General features: G+C 69.1%; 16 protein-coding genes. 9 read left to right on the top strand and 7 right to left on the bottom strand.

Annotated features, from left to right (window positions below; translation table 11 throughout):
* Window positions 1-102: 102 nt before the first annotated feature.
* The 8 genes from AB5I40_RS07075 to AB5I40_RS07040 all read left to right on the top strand — a co-directional run bounded on the left by AB5I40_RS07075 (window position 103) and on the right by AB5I40_RS07040 (window position 6,992).
* Window positions 103-1,167, top strand: coding sequence for an ornithine cyclodeaminase (locus AB5I40_RS07075; protein WP_370937612.1), 1,065 nt, complete (start codon window positions 103-105; stop codon window positions 1,165-1,167).
* A gap of 98 nt (window positions 1,168-1,265) precedes the next feature.
* Window positions 1,266-2,279, top strand: coding sequence for an iron-containing redox enzyme family protein (locus AB5I40_RS07070; RefSeq protein WP_370937611.1), 1,014 nt, complete (start codon window positions 1,266-1,268; stop codon window positions 2,277-2,279).
* A complete protein-coding gene (locus AB5I40_RS07065) occupies window positions 2,279-2,533 on the top strand; it encodes a CDGSH iron-sulfur domain-containing protein (RefSeq protein ID WP_370937610.1) in 255 nt (84 codons plus the stop codon). The genes AB5I40_RS07070 and AB5I40_RS07065 overlap by 1 nt, the downstream gene beginning before the upstream one ends.
* Before the next feature lie 128 nt (window positions 2,534-2,661).
* Complete coding sequence (locus AB5I40_RS07060) at window positions 2,662-3,648, top strand: pyridoxal-phosphate dependent enzyme (RefSeq protein ID WP_370940471.1); 987 nt, start codon at window positions 2,662-2,664, stop codon at window positions 3,646-3,648.
* Between the two features lie 49 nt (window positions 3,649-3,697).
* Complete coding sequence (locus AB5I40_RS07055) at window positions 3,698-4,615, top strand: ornithine carbamoyltransferase (RefSeq protein ID WP_370937609.1); 918 nt, start codon at window positions 3,698-3,700, stop codon at window positions 4,613-4,615.
* Between the two features lie 46 nt (window positions 4,616-4,661).
* Window positions 4,662-5,282 carry a LysE family translocator gene (locus AB5I40_RS07050; RefSeq protein ID WP_370937608.1) on the top strand — a complete coding sequence of 207 codons (621 nt, stop codon included), beginning with the start codon at window positions 4,662-4,664 and terminating at the stop codon, window positions 5,280-5,282.
* Window positions 5,282-5,596, top strand: a complete 315-nt coding sequence (locus AB5I40_RS07045; protein ID WP_370937607.1) for a hypothetical protein — start codon at window positions 5,282-5,284, stop codon at window positions 5,594-5,596. Before AB5I40_RS07050 ends, AB5I40_RS07045 begins: the two co-directional genes overlap by 1 nt.
* 415 nt (window positions 5,597-6,011) lie before the next feature.
* Window positions 6,012-6,992: a S1 family peptidase gene (locus tag AB5I40_RS07040; protein ID WP_370937606.1), complete on the top strand. Its 981-nt coding sequence runs from the start codon at window positions 6,012-6,014 to the stop codon at window positions 6,990-6,992.
* Between the two features lie 51 nt (window positions 6,993-7,043).
* On the opposite strand, the gene AB5I40_RS07035 is transcribed toward AB5I40_RS07040, so the two are convergent.
* The 7 genes from AB5I40_RS07035 to AB5I40_RS07005 all read right to left on the bottom strand — a co-directional run bounded on the left by AB5I40_RS07035 (window position 7,044) and on the right by AB5I40_RS07005 (window position 16,362).
* Complete coding sequence (locus tag AB5I40_RS07035; RefSeq protein WP_370937605.1) at window positions 7,044-9,011, bottom strand: TIM-barrel domain-containing protein; 1,968 nt, start codon at window positions 9,009-9,011, stop codon at window positions 7,044-7,046.
* Window positions 9,012-9,270: 259 nt separating this feature from the next.
* Window positions 9,271-10,047 carry a DeoR/GlpR family DNA-binding transcription regulator gene (locus AB5I40_RS07030; protein ID WP_370937604.1) on the bottom strand — a complete coding sequence of 259 codons (777 nt, stop codon included), beginning with the start codon at window positions 10,045-10,047 and terminating at the stop codon, window positions 9,271-9,273.
* 81 nt (window positions 10,048-10,128) lie between these two features.
* On the bottom strand, window positions 10,129-12,009 hold the full coding sequence (locus AB5I40_RS07025) for a DUF5107 domain-containing protein (RefSeq protein ID WP_370937603.1): 1,881 nt from the start codon (window positions 12,007-12,009) through the stop codon (window positions 10,129-10,131).
* Entirely contained in the window at window positions 12,006-13,073 is a 1,068-nt protein-coding gene (locus tag AB5I40_RS07020; protein WP_370937602.1) for an ABC transporter ATP-binding protein, read from the bottom strand. The genes AB5I40_RS07025 and AB5I40_RS07020 overlap by 4 nt, the downstream gene beginning before the upstream one ends.
* Window positions 13,074-13,080: 7 nt before the next feature.
* Window positions 13,081-14,010 (bottom strand): carbohydrate ABC transporter permease, encoded by a 930-nt coding sequence (locus AB5I40_RS07015; protein ID WP_370937601.1) that lies wholly within the window; start codon window positions 14,008-14,010, stop codon window positions 13,081-13,083.
* A gap of 10 nt (window positions 14,011-14,020) precedes the next feature.
* Window positions 14,021-14,968: a carbohydrate ABC transporter permease gene (locus AB5I40_RS07010; RefSeq protein WP_370937600.1), complete on the bottom strand. Its 948-nt coding sequence runs from the start codon at window positions 14,966-14,968 to the stop codon at window positions 14,021-14,023.
* The gene (locus tag AB5I40_RS07005; RefSeq protein WP_370937599.1) at window positions 14,968-16,362 is read right to left on the bottom strand and encodes an ABC transporter substrate-binding protein; all 1,395 of its coding nucleotides are present in this window, start codon (window positions 16,360-16,362) and stop codon (window positions 14,968-14,970) included. Before AB5I40_RS07005 ends, AB5I40_RS07010 begins: the two co-directional genes overlap by 1 nt.
* A 251-nt stretch (window positions 16,363-16,613) precedes the next feature.
* Here AB5I40_RS07005 and AB5I40_RS07000 point away from each other — a divergent pair, with 251 nt between their 5' ends.
* A complete protein-coding gene (locus tag AB5I40_RS07000; protein ID WP_370937598.1) occupies window positions 16,614-18,365 on the top strand; it encodes an RICIN domain-containing protein in 1,752 nt (583 codons plus the stop codon).
* Window positions 18,366-18,454 lie beyond the last annotated feature (89 nt).

Raw genomic sequence — 18,454 nt, 5'->3', positions numbered from 1 at the left:
CGCGGCACCAGCGCATAAATCACCGGCGGACTGGCTGACGCGCTGCCGATTTCGCCGCACTGAACGTCGTTGCCCTCAGCCGAGAAACGAACTGGAGAAAAGATGGAGAACCCCTGGCTCGCCGACGCGCTCGCGAAGCCGGCTCCGGAATCGGTGCGCTTCCTCGGCCGGGCCGACGTCGTGGACTGCCTGGCCGCGGTGGACGTCGTGGCCGAGGTCAAGGCGGCGCTGGTGAGCCATCACGCCGGGCGGACGATCCTGCCCGCCGAGGCCTATCTGTCCTGGACCAATCAGGACGGCGCTTACAGCCGGTCGATCGGCATGCCGGGGGCGGTGCTCGAACGGGGGACCGCGGGCGTGTACGGCATGAAAATCATCAATGCCAGCGTGTCCAATCCGGCGCGCGGCATGGAACGGGCCGGCGGCTTGGGACTCTGCTTCGACCCGGAGACCGCCCGGGTGACCGCGGTGATGGAGGTCGGCGTGCTCAGCGCGGTGCGGACCGCCGCGGTGACCGCGATCGCTGTCGAAGCGCTCGGGTACCGGTCAGCCCGTTCGCTGGCTGTCGTGGGGTGCGGGACCCAGGCACGGGTGCATCTCGCACTGCTCCTCGCGCGATGCCCGGACCTCGCCAGGATCACCTTGTACGACGTGCGCCAGCAGGTCGCCGGGAGCCTGGCCCGCGAGCTCGCCGCCGGGCACCCCGGGGTCTTGTTCTCCGCTGCCGCCACGCCCGCCGACGCGATGGCCGAAGCGGAAACAGCGTTGTTCCTGACCACCGCCGCCGAAGGGTACGTCCGGCCGGACTGGGTGCGGCCCGGGTCGCTTCTGGTCAACGCCTCGCTCGGCGACCTCACCGACGAGGTGCTGGTCAACGCGTCCGTTCTCGTCGTCGACGATCTCCGGCTGATCACGGAAAATCCCCGGCGGCCGTTGGGGCGGCTCGTCAACGACGGCCGGATCGCCGCGCAGCCGCGGGAAAACGGTCCCTCGGTCACGGCGACTGTCGGCGAACTGCTCGTCGGCGACAAGACCACGCAGCGACCCGACGCCGGTTACGCCGTCGTGAACCCGTTCGGGCTCGGCATTCTCGACGTGGCGCTGTTCGACGCGGTGCTGCGCCAGGCCACCAGTTCCGGCGCCGGGCAGATCCTGGAGCTCTGTTGAGCCGGCCGGTCCCGGGACGTCCGCGGGCGCGGCGGTTTCCCCGGGCGTCGCGCAGAAGTTCCCCGTGAAGTGCGCTGTCATCGACCCTAGGAGTTCAGATGCGATTGCCCCACCCTCGCGGTCCGGTGAGCGAGACGCTTGTCCGGGCGCTGCAGTCCCCGCCGGAGGCCGGTGCGAAGGCTGTCCTGGACGGCATTTCGGCGGCCCAGGTCGACTCCGTCTCCGACGAGGACCTGCAGCTGGGTTTGTTCTTGTGCTACGGCCCGCAGTACTGTCTTTTCGGCGAGCCGGCGCAGTCCTGGGAATGGGACGCTTCCCTGGTCGAGCTGCGCAAGCGGCTCGAAACCCGCTTCGCCCGGGAACTGGGCGAAGCCGCGGGCGAGCTCCCGGAAACGGAGGTCGAGAAGCTTCCCGAGTTTTTGATGGAACTCGGGAAACCGAGCCCGGGACGGTCGCTCTCGCGCTACATCAAGCAAGAGGCCACCATGGCGCAGTTCAAAGAGTTCCTCGCGCACCGTTCCGTTTACAGCCTCATGGAGGCAGACCACCACAGCCTGGCCATTCCGCGGGTGCGCGGCGGCGGCAAACCGGCGTTGGTGGAGATCCAGTCCGACGAATACGGCGGCGGCATCCCGGGCCGCCTGCACTCCCAGCTGTTCGAGCTGACGATGGCCGAACTCGGCATGACCACCGAGTTCGGCGGCTATTTCGAGGACGTCCCGGCTTGTTCGCTGGCGACGGTGAACCTGATCTCGTATTTCGGGACCTACGGGCGGCACCGGGGCGCGCTGCTCGGCAATCTCGCGATCACGGAAATCGGCTCGCACTACGTGAACCGCAATTTCCGCAACGGCCTGCAGCGCTTGAACGGGTCGGACGACTCCTGGCTGTTCTTCCAGGAGCACATCGTCGCCGACGCGGTCCACGAGCAGCTCGCCGCCCACGACATGTGCGGGAAGTTCGTGCGGGAGAACCCCGGGGAACTGTCCGATGTGGTCTTCGGCGCCGTCGTGACGGCCGAGCTGGGCGGACGCGCCAACGAGGCCATCCTGTCGGCCTGGGAACACGGCGAATCCGCTCTGCGGCGCACGACGTCCGCGGCGGCGGGCTGATGGACGGCCGGGTGCCGGACCACGAGGCGGCGGCGCGGCGGCCCGCTCCGGCCACCGTCGTGGTGTGCGAGGACGGACCGGTCATCATCCGCGGCGACTACGAATTGCGCAGCCAGGCCGACGAACCGATAGACCCGCAGCGGAAGACCATCGCGCTGTGCCGCTGCGGACGCTCCCTGCTGAAGCCGTTTTGCGACGGCAGTCATATCTGGGTGAGGAATGGTGGAAATGGAGAACGTCCGAACCGGACGTAGCGGCCGACAGCGGTGGCCCGCGACCGTGACCCGGAACGCGGAGCCGTCCCGAAACGGCGCACGGGGCGTGCACAGCGGCCCGGCGCGAGGGAGAGGAAACGAAGTTGCCGGCTGAACTGCACGGCCCGGTGCCCGGGAGAACGCCGATGCTGAACGCGGTGACGAGACACCGCGGCAGGACGACGAATCTCTGGCTGAAACTGGAACAGGAGAACCCCTTCGGGTCCATGAAGGACCGGGTGGCGTTTTCCCTGCTGTCCTCCGTCTTCGGGTCGGGGGCGCGCTGCGAGGGGATCATCGAGTCGACGTCCGGGAACCTCGGCGTCGCGCTGGCGAGGTACACCCAGATCTGCGGGATGGAGTTCACCGCCGTCGTCGACCCGCGGACGTCGCGGAAACTCGTGCGGCAGATGCGCAGCGCGGACGCGAAGATCGTGGAAGTGACGACGCCGGACGAGACCGGCGGGTACCTGCTTTCCCGGCTCGCCTACATCCGCGACCGGATGGCGGTCGAGGATTCGCTCGTGTGGCCGAACCAGTACGAGAACCCGGCCAATCCCCGCGCGCATTCCGAAGGCACCGCGCCGGAGATCTTTTCCGCTGTGCCCGCAGGCGAGCTCGACGTGTTCCTCGGGGTGTCGACCGGGGGAACCGTCCGCGGCTTCGCTGATTACGTCGAGCGCAATCAGCTGCCGTGGCGGTGCGTCGCGGTGGACGAGGAGGGGTCGGTCGCGCTCGGCGGGCCGCCGGCGACGCGCAGCCTGAACGGAATCGGCGCCAGCCGCGGGTCGTCCTTCGTCTCCGGCCGGGATTGCCTGAACGTGCGGGTGACCGCGAGCGAAGCGGTGGCCGCGTGCGACTGGGTCGAGCGCGAACTGGGCGTGCGGGTCGGCGGCAGTTCGGGCGCGGTCGTCGCCGGCGCGGTGCGGTGGGCGAACGAAGGTCTCGGCGCCGAGCACGCGGTCGTTGTCTGCCCGGACGGCGGCGACCGGTACGAGGACACGATCTACTCGCCCGGCTGGCGGCGCGCGAAAGGACTGACCGCGAAAACGGACCTGGAATTTCCCGAAGTGTGCTCGGCGCGAGTAGTGGACAACGCGCTGATCTTGACCTGAGGACAACGGACGACCAGTCGCGATTTCAGTTGAGGGGCAGGTACGACACATGGTTGGATTTCTTTCGCTGGACGACATCGGCGCCGACGATCTGCACGGGATCGTCAGCCGGTCAGCCGACGTGCTCGCCAAGCCGGAGCGGCTGGAGCCGAGCCTGGCGGGCAAGGTTCTGGGCACCTATTTCGCCAAGACCTCCACGCGCACGCGGACCGCGTTCACGACGGCCGCGTTGCGGCTCGGGGCTTCGGTGGTGCCCTACGGCGCCTGCGATCTCCAGCTCAACACCGGGGAGTCGCTGCACGACACCGGCCGCATGTTCGGGGTGATGCTCGACGGCCTGGTGATGCGGACCGCGGGCCCGCTCGAGGAAATGCGGCTGGTCGCGCGCAGCGGCGGATTGCCCGTCGTGAACGCGATGGCCGCGCAAGAGCATCCGACGCAGGGCGTGTGCGACGCGGCCGCCATCCTCCGGCAGTTCGGCCGGGTCGACGGGATCTCAGTGCTGTATGTCGGCGAAGGGAACAACACCGCCGTGGCACTGGGGAAAATCCTGAGCACCTACCGCGGCGTCACATTGGTTTTCGCCACGCCGAAGGGATACGGACTCGATCCCGCTCTGCTCGCTTCGCTGCAGGAGACCGCCGAGAGTTCGGACTCGCGCATCACCGAGACGCACGACCTCGATTCGGTCGGCACCCCGGCCGATGTCGTCTACACGACTCGCTGGCAGACCACGGGAACGGCGAAGCCGAGCGCGGACTGGCGCGAGGACTTCCGTCCGTTCTACGTGGACGACGAAGTGATGTCCCGCTGGCCGGACGCGGTGTTCATGCACGACCTGCCCGCACATCGCGGGGACGAGGTCAAAGGGTCGGTGCTCGACGGAAACCGCTCGATCGCGTGGGAACAAGCGCGCATGAAATACGGCAGCGCGGTCGCTATCCTGGAATGGATTTACCGGGATTGACGGCGGGCGCATTCGCGCGCCGGCAAGCAAAGAGGGGGAGGCTCGGTTGACGATACTCACAGTGCTGGCTTTCACGGCGGCGGCAGCCATTGTCGTCGTCGTGCCAGGCCCGGACCAGGCGCTGCTGCTTCAGACGAGTGCCGCCGCGGGACGCCCCGCGGCATTGCGCACCGCCGCGGGCGTCGTGCTCGGCATCGTGTTGTGGGGCATCGCTTCGGTAGCGGGGTTGTCCGCTGTCCTTTCCGGCGGCGGGATTGCTTTTCGCATCGTCTCCTCCCTCGGAGCGGCGTACCTGATCTGGCTGGGGATCACGGCGCTGCGTTCGGCGCTGTCCGGAGCCGCCGGCGAGCCGAAGGCCGGCAACCGGAGAGACTCCGGGTTTTTCCGCCGCGGCTTGCTGATGAATTGCCTCAACCCGAAAATAGGGTTGTTCTATCTGTCCATTCTTCCCCAGTTTCTGCCGGGGTCGGCGACGGTCGACCTCGGCGCCGAACTGGTGCTTTTTTCGATCTACGTCTCGGTGAGCGCGCTGTGGTTGTTCGGGTTCGCGTTCGCCGCGGGCAGTCTTCACCCGCTCCTGAGCCGGCCCCGGGTGAAGCGATCGTTGGACCTGGTGGTGGGGATAGTGCTGGTAAGTCTCGGAGTCGTCGTGCTGATAGGAGTGTGATGAGCGATCTGGACGAGCGCGACCGGAGAGAGGCCGTGCCTGAGCACGCGGTCGCACAGGCCGTCGATGCGGTGGATCGCGCTCGGTCCGTGCTGCGCGCCACCGGTGATCCGCTGTCGGCCGCCGCGGACAGCGCGCTGACCTGCGCGATCTCCCTGATCGAATTGCAAAGCCGGGGCAAGGCCTCGGACCTTGATGTGCTGCGCGGGATCCTGGGTGCGGCCAGGGCGCTGGTCGGCGAAGTGACTTTCGCTGTCCGCGACCGTTATCCGGATGCCGCGGGGGCGGCCGTTGCGACGAAAGCCTTGACGTAGCGCTTCAGCGAGCCGGCGTTCGGTGGCGTCATGCTCAGCGGACACGGAAGCGACCGTCTCAAGTGGACACTCGCGGCCCCGTCGGCTGAGCGCGGCGGTATCGACCGGACTGGCCGCGCCACACCCGCCGCTGGGCCGTTCGGGTGCGGGGATTGCGACAAACGTGAACCTACCTTCGTCGGTGTCGCGCGGGCCCGATGCTGTTCGAGAATCACGAACCTGAGGTTGATCACGTTCGGTTTCAACGACGAGACCGTCCGGACCGGAGGCTCATGGTCCCGCTCCGGTCACCCGACGCTCCAGTGAGGAGATGCCTCCGCACTCACCCCAGCTCGGCGCCGAATCCGGAGCCCGGGACCCGGACTCTCCCTTCGGCGCACGTCCATTCTCCCCCGTTCCGCGCAGGAGGAAACACATGCGATCGACACGTTTCAGGCTGAGCGTTCTCGCCGTCGGCTCGTTCGGCACGCTGGCTCTCGCCATGGGCACCGTGCCAGCAGCGGCGGCAGCGACACCGGCCGCGGTCATGAACAGCCTCGGCGCCGCCACCGGTGGGCACTACCTCGACGACAGCGGCGCCTCGGTCGTCACGGTGCTGAACGACGCCGACGCGGCCAAGGTGCGCGCTTCCGGCCTGAACGCGAAGGTGGTGCGGTACAGCCTGGGCCAGCTCGGCTCGGTGAAACAGCACCTGGACGCCACCGGCGGCGTGCCCAGCGCCGGCTGGGGTCTCGACCTCGCCCGCAACCAGGTCGTCGTCGACGTCTACGACGCCACCCCGCAGGCGCAGAAGGCCGCGCTGCTCGAGACCGCCCGCCAGTACGGGGACATGGTCCGCGTCGAGCACCATCCCGGCGCCATGTCGTTGTTCATCAAGGGCGGCGACAAGATCAGCAACGGCCAAGCGTCCTGCTCCAACGGGTTCAACGTGGAGAAGGACGGCAAGAAGCTGCTCCTCTCCGCCGGCCACTGCGAGAAACTCGGCGGCGGCGGTCCGTGGAACGACGGCAAGACCGTCGACGCGGTGTTCCCCGACGAAGACAACATGCTCGTGGAGAACGCTTCGGGCGACGGACCGAGCGAGATCAACGACGGCACCAAGATCACCGAGTTCGCCGACGCGACGGTGGGCGAGCAGATGAAGCGCGCCGGGATCACCTCGGGCGTGACGGAGGGCAAGGTCACCAAGGTCGACTACACCTTCGAAGCGGAGGGCTACACGGTCTACCACGAGTTCTGCACGACCGCCCACTCCGACCACGGCGACTCCGGCGGCCCGGCCTACGACGGGGGCAAGGGCCTCGGCACCCTCTCCGGCGGAGACACCCAGACGTCGTGCTTCTTCCCGGCGACGCTGTCGGCCAAGAGGTACGGGGTGACGCTGCCCAAGTCCTGACCCGCGAGTGCCGTCGGGAGGAGCCGGAGCCGGTCCTCCCGACGGCACGGTTCAGAGGCGGGACGCGAGATCCGTCCATCCTGGGGCCCCAACCCGGACGAACATCGGCGTCGTATCCAACGGAGCCGCGTAATTGCGCAGCGTCCGCCCACCAAGCTCGACCCGCTTGGTGTGCGGGTCGAACCACAATCCCGACGGCAGCGCGATGTCGCGCGATGAACCCGCCGTGATCATCGGGGCCGCCAGCAAAGCGGGGCCGAGCATCCATTCGTCGTCGACGGTGTCGAAGCGGTGGTCGGCGGGGAAATCGAAGTACACCGGCCGCATGATCGGCGTGCCGTCCGCAACCGCCTGCTGTACCTGGGTTTTCAGGTAGCCCGCCAGCTTCGCGTGGGTGCGGACCGCAGCGGCGTACAGCTTCACGGTGTCGGCCGGGTAGGCGACCGGCTTGCCCGTCGTGGTGTCGACCGTCGTCACCGGGGACGTCGAGGCGTACATGAGGGGCATCAGCGACGCGGCCTGCGCCCAGCGCACCAGCACCTCGCGCGACGGCGGCGGCATGCTGTTCGAGCCGCCGATCATGTCCGTCTCGACGAACGGGTAGCCATTGGCCGAGATCGCCGACGCGCGGCGCAGCGACGTGCGCAGGCCGTCCCAGGTGGTGTCCGCGTCGACTGCCCGGATCACGAAGCCGTAGCGCTGGTTTCCCCAGTGCGTGCGGATGCCCGCGCCCTGCTGGTCGAACGCGTCGGTCATGTCCGCGCCGAGCTTCTGGTAGTCCTGCGGGGTCAGCGTCCCGGTGGCGGCGCAGCGGTCGTCGAAGAAGCGAGTGTCGAATTTGAAGCCGTCGACGCCGTAGTCCGCCATCAGCTTCCGCAGGTTGCCGGTGTACCAGTCCCGCGCCTGCGGGTTGCCGAGGTCGATGATGCCCGCGGTGCCGTTCCACCAGGTCACCGTGCACGGCTGGGCCGGGTTTCCCTTGGCGCGCACCAGATAGCCGTGGTCGCGGGCGTAGGCGTAGTTCGCCGAGTCCAGGTTGATCCAGAAAGTGGTCCACAGGCCGAACTTCTGGCCCATCGCGTGGACGTCGGCGGCCAGCTTCTTCGGGTCCGGGAAGGTCTTCGGGTCGAAGGTCAGGTTGCCGTAGTTGGATTCCCATTTGTCGTCGAGTTGCACGGTGTGCCCGGCGACGCCCGCCGCTTTCAGGTCCCGTGCCCACGAAAGCACCTTGTCCTGGTCGATGTCGCGGTAGTACTGCGCCCAGGAATTCCACAGTGGACTCGCGTACTCGCTGTCGGCCGCGTCGCTCTTGGCCGGCTTGCCGACCTCGCCGACGTAGTCGTCGTACACCGCGCGACGGCTCGATTCCACGAACACCGTGCTCGAGTATTCCGCCGAGTTCGTCACGGCCAGGTCGGCGCGCCCGCCGGCCAGCGCGACCTTCATCGGCTGTGCGGTGCGGACGAAGAGCCCGACCGATTTCGAGGTGAAGAAGTAGGGCTCCTGCATCATGTAGCTGGCGGGGGAGAACTCCGGTTCGTCCACCGTGCCCGCCGAAAGCGGGTACGGCTGGGCTTTTCCTTCGCTGGTTTCGCCGCCGCCGTACCAGTAGCCGGAGGTCGTCAGGTCGAAATGCGTCGCCCGCTGTCCGGCGGCGAGGCCGTCGACCGTCCACTTCAGATCGAACCGGTCCGGGCGCGGGGTGATCCGCAGCGTCACCGCGCGGCCCGCGGTGCTGTCGGCCCGGGCGACGACGGTGGTGCCCTCTCTGGAGACCGACTGCACGCGCGTCGCCACGCCGCCGTCGAAGGTGAACGCGTCGGACGCGGTGCGCAGCAACTGTTCGCCGCCGCGGGAAAGGCTGATGCCTAGGCGGGCGGTGTCGATACGCAACTGATAGCCGGGGGAGTCGGGACCGCGCGGCACTGAGATCGAAGAGAGCGGTTCCGCCGACGCGGGAGCTGCGACGGAACCGGTGAGGATGAGCCCGGCCGCCGCGTACGCGAGTCGTCGAGGCACTGGAGCCTCCTATTCTGCGTGAATATGCTCAATGTGACGCTCGAACCTGCAGTAGTAAGCACGGCACGCTGCGGCTTTGTCAAGGCCCGTCGTGGCCGAACGGAGCGGGCGCGGCGCATGGGCAGGCTTCGCGAAGCCAGGGCGGGGCGGGCGCGGTACGCGGGCGCGGAGGTCCGTGAGGGGAACCCTGAGGGAATCAGATTCCCTCAGGGTTCCCCTCACGTACCTCTGAGGGAGTCGAGCGGAGCGGAGGCGGACCTCAGGCGATCTGCACGGGGATCCCGGCGGCTTTCAGAGCGGCGGTGACGTCGGGGTCGGCCTCGGTGTCCGTCACGACCTCGTGGACGTCGGTGATGTCGCAGATGCGCGCGAAGGCGCGGCGGCCGAGTTTCGAACTGTCCGCCACGGCCACCACCCGGGCGGCGTTCTGCACCATGAGCCGGTTGATGTCCGCCTCGCCCTCGTGGCAGGCGAACGCGCCGGCGGCGGGATGCAACGCGTCCACGCCGAGGAACAACAGGTCGAGGCTGAGCTGGCCGAGCACCAGGTTGGCCAGCGGCCCGCTGAGTTCGAAGGACTGCGGGCGGGCGACCCCGCCGGTGACGACGATCTTCATGTTCGGCCGAACCGCCAGCTCGTGGGCGATGTTGAGCGCGTTGGTCACGATGGTGAGGCCGGGGGAGTCGGCCAGGTCCGCGCGCATGGCCAGCGCCCTGGCCACCCCCGCGGTCGTGGTGCCGCCGTTGAGGCCGACCACCATCCCGTTCGACACCAACGCCGCCGCCGCGGCGCTGATCCGCTGCTTTTCCGGGGCGTGGCGGGCGGTTTTGTAGCGCAGCGGCAGATCGTAGGCCAGGTCGTTCGCGACGGCGCCGCCGTGGGTGCGGGTGAGCAGCTGCTGTTCGGCGAGGTGGTCCAGGTCGCGGCGGATCGTGGCGGCGGAGACGTTCAGTTCCGCGGCCACCTCTTCGACGTCGAGCTTCTCCCGCTTCGCCAAGAGGTCCAACAGTGTGCTCAACCGTTCATGCCGAGCCATCGGCTTGTGCTCCCTTCGCACCGGTCCCCGTGCCTGCTTGCCCGCCGCGGCGTCATTGTTCACCCCGGCGGCCGATCGCGCTCATCCGGCCCCGCCGCCGGTTTTCATCCGGAAGTCGTATTCGGCGGGCAGCGGGCCGGGGGAGACCGCGTGCCACACGTCGCTCAGCGACGTCTCGCCCTCGCGGATCCCGGGCACGGTGAAGCCCCGGCCGTACACCTCGCGCGCGCCGTCGAGATCGCCGAGTGCGAGCAAGATCCGCGCCCGCAGCAACGCGAACCGTCCCTCGACCGGCCACGGTTCGAGCAATTCCCGCGCGGTGCCGGGGTCTCCCGCAGCGAGCTGCGCGGCGATGGCCTCCAGCGCCAGCGGAGCCAGTTTCGGCAGCAGGTCCAGCGCCCGCCGGTAGTACTCCGCGGCGCGCACCGGATCGTCCTGGGCGACGGCGAGGTTGCGCCACGCCCAGCCGTTCGGCTCCGCCTCGACCGACTGGCGCCACGCGGTCGCCGCGCCCTCGCGGTCGCCCGCCGCCCACCTCGCGATTCCCCGGTGGTAGCAGGTGAGCCAGCCGTGGTCGGGCACGGCCTCCAGCAACTCGGCCCAATGCCGGTTGACGAGCGTGTCGGGCGGTTCGGCGGCGGGGTCGGCTCGGGGCGCGACGCCGTCGAGCAAGTCCCGCCACGGCTGCTGGGCGGCGCCGAGGCTGCTCGCGGGAAACGGAGTGCCGGGGACTTCCACCAGCATCCGGCCGGTTTCCAGCGCGCCCCAGCCAGATCCTTCCGCGAGGATTTCCCCGGGCGGTGCGTCCGCGACTGCGCGCCATTCCCGCCACCGCCGCTCCAGTTCCCCGGCGGCGGGCAGCCCGGCGGCGACCGAGGCGAGCGCGGCGGGCCAGTCCGGCCCGTGCACGATCTCCGGGTCCGCCGCCACCGGACCGTAGCTTTCGAGCCAGTCCCACGAGGTGCCCGCGGGCAGCCGCAGGTGTTCGAGCTGCGTCCGGGCCAGCCCGGCCTGGATTTCGAGGTATCCGCCCGTCCCTGGCGCGAGCCAGTCCTGCCACCGCCGTCCGCCCGCGGATTCGCCCCACACGAACAGTTTCCGTCCGCGCAGCCGAGCCGTGGACGCTTGGCCGAGCCCGTGGCCGTCCGCATCCACGGCGGCGATCCACGGCGGCCCGTCGACCTCGAAGAAATAGTCGGCCGCCGCCGTCGCCCGTGCGGGATAGGTCAGGTCGCGCGTGACGTCGACGAGTTCCAACCGCCCGGAATAGCCGTAGTGCCACGCCTGGTCCGCTGGGGCGAGCACGCGGGTCCCGGCCGTCTGCGCCACCGCGGTGTTCGACCACCAGTACACCGGCACGTCGCGCTCGTGCGGATTGCGGATCCGCACCCCGACGAACAGCCGCCGCGATCCTTCGGGCAGCCAGAAGTCCAGCTGGTACGGCAGATCGCGGGTGCGTTCCCATTCCCAGAGCCGCAGCACCGGCGAGCCGTCCGGCCCGGGCGCCTCGGCGGCGAACATCGGCGCGCAGGTCAGCGTGGTGTGCCCGGTGCTGCCGAGGTTCCACTCGACGCCGCCGGCGAACCACGCGTCGCGCAGCGCCAGGTTCGCCGGCTGGAACACCGGGTTGCGGAACACCAGGTCCCGGCCGGTTTCCTTGTCCAGCAAGGAGTACAGCCGCCCGCCGAGTCCGGGAAGGACAGTCGCGCGCAGCAGGTCGTTCTCCAGCACCAGCGCGGGCAGCAGCCGTTCGGTCCGGTCGCGGCCGTACCCGTCCTGCATCCCGCACGGCAGCACCGTGTCCAGCCGGCCGTAGGACAGGTTCGCCACCAGGTCCGCGGGAAGTTCGTCCGCATTGGACACCGACGCTACCGGTTCGGACCGGACCAGCGGCGGCAACGGGTTCTCCGGGCCCAGTTCGGCCGCGGGAAGCACGAGTTCGACGCTCGTGATCGTGCTCATGCGTCCGGCAGCCGTTCGCCGGAGGCGGCGTCGAACAGGTGCGCCGCGCCGGTCCGCGGGGCCAGCGAGATCTCCTCGCCGCGCCGCCACGGTGCCATGCCCGGCGTCCGCACGGTCAGCACCCGGTCCCCGTTCCGGCAGTAGAGGTACTGGTCGCTGCCGAGTTCTTCGACGACTTCGACGACCGCGCGGTATCCGGCGCCGCCGATTTCCCAGCCCTCCGGCCGCACGCCGACGACGATCCCCTGACCGGTCAGTGCGGACCGCTGCGCCGGGGTGAGCGGGAGCGTGCCGTCGCCCGCAGCCGCGCCGGAACCGTCCACTGTGGTCTCGATGAGGTTCATCGCGGGCGAGCCGATGAATCCCGCGACGAACACGTTGCGCGGGCGCTCGAAGAGCCCGACCGGGGAATCGCATTGTTGCAGCACGCCGTCGCGCAGCACGGCCACCCGGTCGCCCATGGTCATCGCCTCGATCTGGTCGTGCGTGACGTACAGCGTGGTGGTGCCGAGCCGCCGTTGCAGCGACGCGATCTGCGTGCGGGTCTGCACCCGCAGTTTGGCGTCCAGATTGGACAGCGGCTCGTCCATCAGGAACACGCTCGGCTCGCGCACGATCGCGCGGCCCATCGCCACCCGCTGCCGTTGCCCGCCCGACAGCTTCGCCGGGCGCCGGTCGAGGTATTCGGTCAGGTCCAGGGTGGCCGCCGCTTCGCGGACCCGGCGTTCCCGTTCGTCCTTCGGCATGCGCGCGAGCTTGAGGTGGAAACCGATGTTCTCCGCGACGGTCATGTGCGGATAGAGCGCGTAGTTCTGGAACACCATCGCGATGTCCCGCTCTTTCGGCGGCAGCGCGGTGACGTCCTTCTCGCCGATGCGGATCGAGCCCTCGTCCACGCCCTCCAGCCCGGCGAGCATCCGCAGGGTGGTCGATTTTCCGCAGCCGGACGGGCCGACCAGCACGAGGAATTCGCCGTCGGCGACCTCCAGGTCGAGCCCGTCCACCGCGGGGCGCTCGACCCCGGCGTAGTAGCGGGTGGTGTCGGTGAAACTCACGGTGGCCATCAGGGTCCTACTTTCCGGCGCCGAGGGTCAGGCCGGTGATGATCCGGCGGGCGAGCACGACGTAGAGCAGCAGCATCGGGAGCACGACGATCGCCACCCCGGCGATCAGCCCGCCGTACTCGGACTGGTAGCTGGCCGCGCCGTAGAAGGTGAACAGCGCGCGCGACAGCGTGAAATGGGCCTGGTCCTTGAGGAACACGATCGCCAGCAGGGTTTCGTTCCACAGCCCGATCGCGTTGAGCGTCAGCGCGGTGATCACGCCGCCGCGGGCCAGCGGCAGGACGACCGAAACGAACACCCGCACCGGCGAGGCTCCGTCGAGCGCCGCGGCTTCTTCGATCTCGTCGGGCAGCGAACGGAAGAACCCGGTCAGCAGGAACACCGTGAACGGGATCGACAGCGCTACGTAGAGCACGAACAGCCCGTACTGGTTGTCCAGGTGGATTTCGCTGAACGCGACGAACAGCGGGATGATCACGGTCTGGAACGGCACCCCCATGCCGATCGCGACACCATTGGTCAGCACGCCCGAACCGCGCACCCCGAGCCGGGTGAGCGCGTACGCGCACGGTGCGGAGATCGCGACGGTGGCGATCGTCGCCAGCCCGACCAGGACCACTGTGGACAGCACGGCGTCGCCGAATCCGGCGTTGTTCCAGGCGTAGACGAAGTTCCGGAACGGCTTGCCGACGTGGAACCACTGGTACGGCAGGGCGAACGGCTTGGTGAAGATCTCCACCGGGGTCTTGAACGACGCGGTGATCAGCCAGTACAGCACCAGCAGGTTGCCGGCGGTGAACAGCCAGACGATCGCCGAGCCGAGCAGCCGCAGCGGGCTGAGCCTGCGGCTGCCGGGAGCCGGGCGGGGCCGGCGCGGCGGGGTGCGCCGGGGCTTGCCCGGGGCCGCGCCGCGCGACGGCGCTTCCGTGACGGTCACGGGATCTCCTTCAGAACTGGATGGCGTCACGGCGCATCAGCCGCCGCAGCAGCACGACGAGGATCGAGACGAGGGCGATCATCGCGACCGCGCAAGCGCAGGCCGCGCCGAAGTCCGGCGTGCCGTTCGAGCCGAAGGTCCGGTCGAACACGTAGATGCCGAGCGTCCACGCCCGGTTCGGCGGGGCGTAGGTGCCGGGCCCGGCGAGCACGAAGACGAGTTCGAAGATCTTGAGCGCGTTGATCGTCCACAGCACCCCGGCCACGCCCACCACGTCCCAGGTGAGCGGCAGCGTGACGGAGCGGAACTTCTGCCAGGGCGAGGCGCCGCCGAGGTCCGCGTCCTCGTAGAGCTGCGGCGGGATCTGGTCGACCGCGGCCATCAGGATGGTGATGTAGAAGCCGGAACTGGCCCAGATCAGCGACGCGGTCACCACCCCGGTCACGTTCTCCGGCGCGAGGAACTTCGCCGCGTCCGCGCCGAGGTGCTCGAGCACGTAGTTGGCGAGCCCCTGTTTGCCCGGCTGGTACTTGAACACGAAGCCGAGGAACATGCCGAGCGCGACCGGGGCGACGATGTTCGGGAAGAACAGGATCGCCCGCACGATCTTCCCGCCGCGCATGTCCCGCAGCACCATGGTGAACAGGAACGCGAGCAGGAAGGTGCCGACGCCGCCGAGGAACACGTAGATCAGCGTGTTGCCGAAGGCGTAGCGGAACGCATCGCTCTGCCACATCCGCACGTAGTTCCCGACGCCCTGCGGCCGCGGCGTGTCGCCCGCGCCGGCCCAGCTGGTGAAGCTGAGCACCACGGTCGCGACCGTCGGCAGCACCAGGAACGCCAGGTAGAGCGCCAGCGCGGGGGCGGCGAAGGGCCAGAACAGCTTGCGCTTGCGGCTCAGGTGCGGCCCGAGCGCGGGCCGCCGCCCGGCCCGGGCCGCCTCAGTGAGTGTCGCCATCAGTGCTGGTTCTTCCAGAAGGCGGCGGACTTCTGCGCGAGCTGCGCCACGAACGCCTCCGGAGTCAGCTGGCCCTTGAGCAGCGCGGTGTCGGCGGGGTCGAACACGTCGGTCTGCCATTTGCCGCCGGCGATCGCGTCGATGCCGTCGTACTGCAGCACGTGTTCCTTCTTCTGGTCGTCCAGGACGGTCTTGACCGGCTTCAGGTCGTCCGGCACGGCGAGGTCGGGCCGGGGCACCAGGTTGTCGGCCACCGCGGGGATGCCGGCGAGGTTGCCCTTGTTGAGGAAGTAGGCGATGAACGCCTTGGCCGCGTCGGCGTTCTTGGCCTTCTTGGGCACGGCGAAGCCGATCGACATCTGCTCCACGGTGTCGTGCGTGGCGCCGGGCGGCATCGGGAACTGGAAGGAGCCGTAGTCGATCTTCGTGCCCGCGCCTTGTTTGTCGAGGTATTCGCGGGTTTCGCTGGGCGCCCAGCTGCCGACGTACAGGAAGCGCGCGTCGCCGTCCGCCCAGCGCTGCTGGATCTGCGGGAACTTGGCCGCGTCCCAGCCGTCGATGAAGTACTTGGAGATCCGCGCGGTCTGCGCGGCGGCCTCGCGGAATCCGGGAACGTCGGTCCACGCGCGTCCGGTCGGGTCCTGTGCCGCCTTCGCCAGCCCGCCCGCGCCCACGTAGCGTTCGGCCAGCTGGGTGAAGTAGTACATGTTGTAGAACGGGATGTCGCCGTCCTGGCTGACCGCCGCCTTGCCGTCCGCCTTCGCCTTGTCGAACAGGCCGACCAGCTCGTCCACGGTCTTCGGCTGGCCGAGCGCGCCGCCCTTGGCCTTGTCGTACCACCAGGCGCTGGACTGAATCTCGTACGGCACGAGGAAGCTGTGCCCCTCGCGGTCCTTGTTCTGCGGGAAGTCGTACGAGGTGGGGGAGAGGACGTCCTTGACCGTCTTGTCGCCTTCGCCGATCTTCATGCCGAACACGTCGTCGAGGCTCTGCGTGCCGCCCGGCGTCATGATCGCCGCGCCGACCTTGCTGACGTCCTGGTCGAACAGATCGGGCACGGTGCCGGTGTTGAGCGCCGGGACCAGGTTCTGGGTGTAGGCCTTGCGGCCCAGCCACTGCACGTCGACCTTCACGCCGGTCTTGTCCTGGAAGCACTTCAGCGCCTTTTGCAGCACTTTGCCCTGCGGCTCGTCCGCGGTCCACATGGACCAGTAGACGACCTGCCCGCCGCCCGCCGGTTTCACCGCCGGTTCCGGACAGGGCGACGAAAGGAACTCGGCCGCGCCGGGGAGCGCGTTTTCCCCGGCGCCGCCGCCCGCCGCGTCCCCGCTGCCGCACCCGGCGAGCAGCAGCGTCGCCGCTAAGGTCGAGCCCACGAGCTTGTGAAACCGCATCAGCCACCACCTGATCGAGGTCGAAGACCACACACTGAGTGCGTGTTGCTGCGCATTTTTGGCGCTTACCAATCACTTGTCAACATTCAAGCCGAGGTTCGCCGTGGCATCGTGATCAATAGGCGAACGCCCCTGTCCTGCGCAAAGGGGAACGAATGGCGGGTTGACAGTGCAAAATCAATCACTGAGACTGTGTGAACTTGTTCGTTCTTGTCGGTTGTTGATGCCGATCGCCTGCGAGGAACCGAGCCATGCCACGCTTCCGCACTCCGTTCGCCGCCGGCGCGGCCCTGGCCGTCGCCGCCGGGACCTGCGCCGTGCCCTCGGCCGCGCACGCTGACCCCGGCTACTCCGTGTCGGTCGGGGCCGTCGCCGAGTACCCGTTCCCGACCGACACCCCGGCCGCTCCGTTCCTCGACCGGGACGGGACTTTCCACTTCCAGCAGTCCGCCGCCCTCTACGGCAAGGAAGGCCCGCGCGTCTGGGACTTCTACACCGGAACGGACTTCGACTCGGCGCACCGCGACGCGGGTCTGAGCGACGCGGTGAACCCGGCGGAACCGCGCGATCGCAACAACGACACGACGTGGCGCTGCAACACCAGCCCGACCGGTCGCGAGGCGACCGACCCGCCGGCCGGGTCGAGCTACACCCAGAAGAACTTCTGCGATCTCGTCGGCACCTGGGTCGATCCGGATACCGGTGACTGGTACGGCTTGGTGCACAACGAATTCACCCCCGAACCGTTCGGCGCCTACTCGTTCTCGCACTACGACGCCATCGACTGGGCGGTGTCGACCGACCGGGGCCACACCTGGCGGATCGGCGGGCACGCGATCACGTCGCCGTACTCGACGAAACGCGGCGACACGGCGGCGTTCCCGAACCAGACTTTCGACTACGGCGACGGCGATCCGCGGCTGTTCGCCGATCCGAAGTCGGGCTACTTCTACGTCTACTACGGCTCTCGCATCGTGACGAAGGCGGGCGCGGGCGGCGGCGGGTTCAGCGGCCTCGCCCACGTGGCCCGCGCTCCGATGTCCGGGAAGATGGGCACCGGGACCTGGCAGAAGTGGTACGACGGCCGATGGTCGCAGCCGGGCGTCGGCGGCAACGAAAGCAACCTCGTGCCCACCGGCGTCGACCCGCGCGGCTACACGCCGCCGGAGAAGGACTACGACCCGGCGCGCACCGGCACCGCCGCCCAGCAGGTGGCGGCCGGTACGCTGCCGCGCAAGTCTGATCTGTTCGTCATGAACATCGCTTACGACGCGCATCTCGGCCTGTACCTCGGCGAGCCGGAGGCGGTCGATTCGGTCGGCCCGCAGCGGTTCTACGCGACCGAGGACCTGGCGAACCCGAAGTGGCGGTTGATCGGCGACACCGGCTCCTACCGGGACCAGTCGTGGTACCGCTGGTTCGTCGACTCGGCCAGCCGGACCCTCGGGACGGTCGTGGGCAAGACTTTCCGGTCCTATTGCTCGATCTCGTGCGTGGACGGCCGCGACGGCGTCTACGCGGACGTGACCGTCACGTCGGCCGCTCCGGCGCCGTCGTTGGTCGATCCGAGCCGCGTTTACCGGATCGGCTCCGGCCGCGTGCTCGCCGCGTCCGGCCGCACCACCACGTCGGTGCCCTCGTCGCTGGCGGGCAACCGTGGGGACTGGCGGTTCACCCCGGCCGGGGACGGCTCCTATCGCATCACCAACGCCGCGAACGGCTTGGCGTTGGGGGTTCCGGCAGCGCCCTCCGGCCGGGCCTGGGGGACCGCGCCGATCCTGAGCGCCGGATCCGGCGTTGCCCAGCAATGGTTCCTGGTCCCGGCCGACGGCGGGACACGGCTGGTCAACCGCTACAGCGGACTGGTGCTGGCGCTTTCGGCGGAACCGGGACGGCAGAGCGAGACCACGCCGGTGCGCTCCTGGACTGACCGCAGCGGCAGCCTGGTCGGCGACGGGCGTACCGCGGGCGAGCAGATCCTGCCGCTGACCCCGCGCCGCTGAAGCACCGCCCCACCTTGACGTACGTGAGGGGAACCCTGGGGGAATCAGATTCCCTCAGGGTTCCCCTCACATACCGCGACCCCGCCGCC

Origin of the sequence: Amycolatopsis sp. cg13 (genome assembly GCF_041346965.1) — a bacterium.
Classification (GTDB): Bacteria; Actinomycetota; Actinomycetes; order Mycobacteriales; family Pseudonocardiaceae; genus Amycolatopsis.
The sequence above is the reverse complement of the archived record's forward strand: the minus strand, read 5'-3'. Positions and strand labels throughout refer to the sequence as shown.

Excerpts from the sequence above, each read along its gene's own strand:
- AB5I40_RS07055 (WP_370937609.1), top strand. The coding sequence starts at position 3,698 with ATGGTTGGATTTCTTTCGCTGGACGACATCGGCGCCGACGATCTGCAC.
- AB5I40_RS07070 (WP_370937611.1), top strand. The coding sequence starts at position 1,266 with ATGCGATTGCCCCACCCTCGCGGTCCGGTGAGCGAGACGCTTGTCCGG.
- AB5I40_RS07040 (WP_370937606.1), top strand. The coding sequence starts at position 6,012 with ATGCGATCGACACGTTTCAGGCTGAGCGTTCTCGCCGTCGGCTCGTTC.
- AB5I40_RS07065 (WP_370937610.1), top strand. The coding sequence starts at position 2,279 with ATGGACGGCCGGGTGCCGGACCACGAGGCGGCGGCGCGGCGGCCCGCT.
- AB5I40_RS07010 (WP_370937600.1), bottom strand. The coding sequence starts at position 14,968 with ATGGCGACACTCACTGAGGCGGCCCGGGCCGGGCGGCGGCCCGCGCTC.
- AB5I40_RS07005 (WP_370937599.1), bottom strand. The coding sequence starts at position 16,362 with ATGCGGTTTCACAAGCTCGTGGGCTCGACCTTAGCGGCGACGCTGCTG.
- AB5I40_RS07000 (WP_370937598.1), top strand. The coding sequence starts at position 16,614 with ATGCCACGCTTCCGCACTCCGTTCGCCGCCGGCGCGGCCCTGGCCGTC.
- AB5I40_RS07025 (WP_370937603.1), bottom strand. The coding sequence starts at position 12,009 with ATGAGCACGATCACGAGCGTCGAACTCGTGCTTCCCGCGGCCGAACTG.
- AB5I40_RS07030 (WP_370937604.1), bottom strand. The coding sequence starts at position 10,047 with ATGGCTCGGCATGAACGGTTGAGCACACTGTTGGACCTCTTGGCGAAG.
- AB5I40_RS07020 (WP_370937602.1), bottom strand. The coding sequence starts at position 13,073 with ATGGCCACCGTGAGTTTCACCGACACCACCCGCTACTACGCCGGGGTC.
- AB5I40_RS07045 (WP_370937607.1), top strand. The coding sequence starts at position 5,282 with ATGAGCGATCTGGACGAGCGCGACCGGAGAGAGGCCGTGCCTGAGCAC.
- AB5I40_RS07075 (WP_370937612.1), top strand. The coding sequence starts at position 103 with ATGGAGAACCCCTGGCTCGCCGACGCGCTCGCGAAGCCGGCTCCGGAA.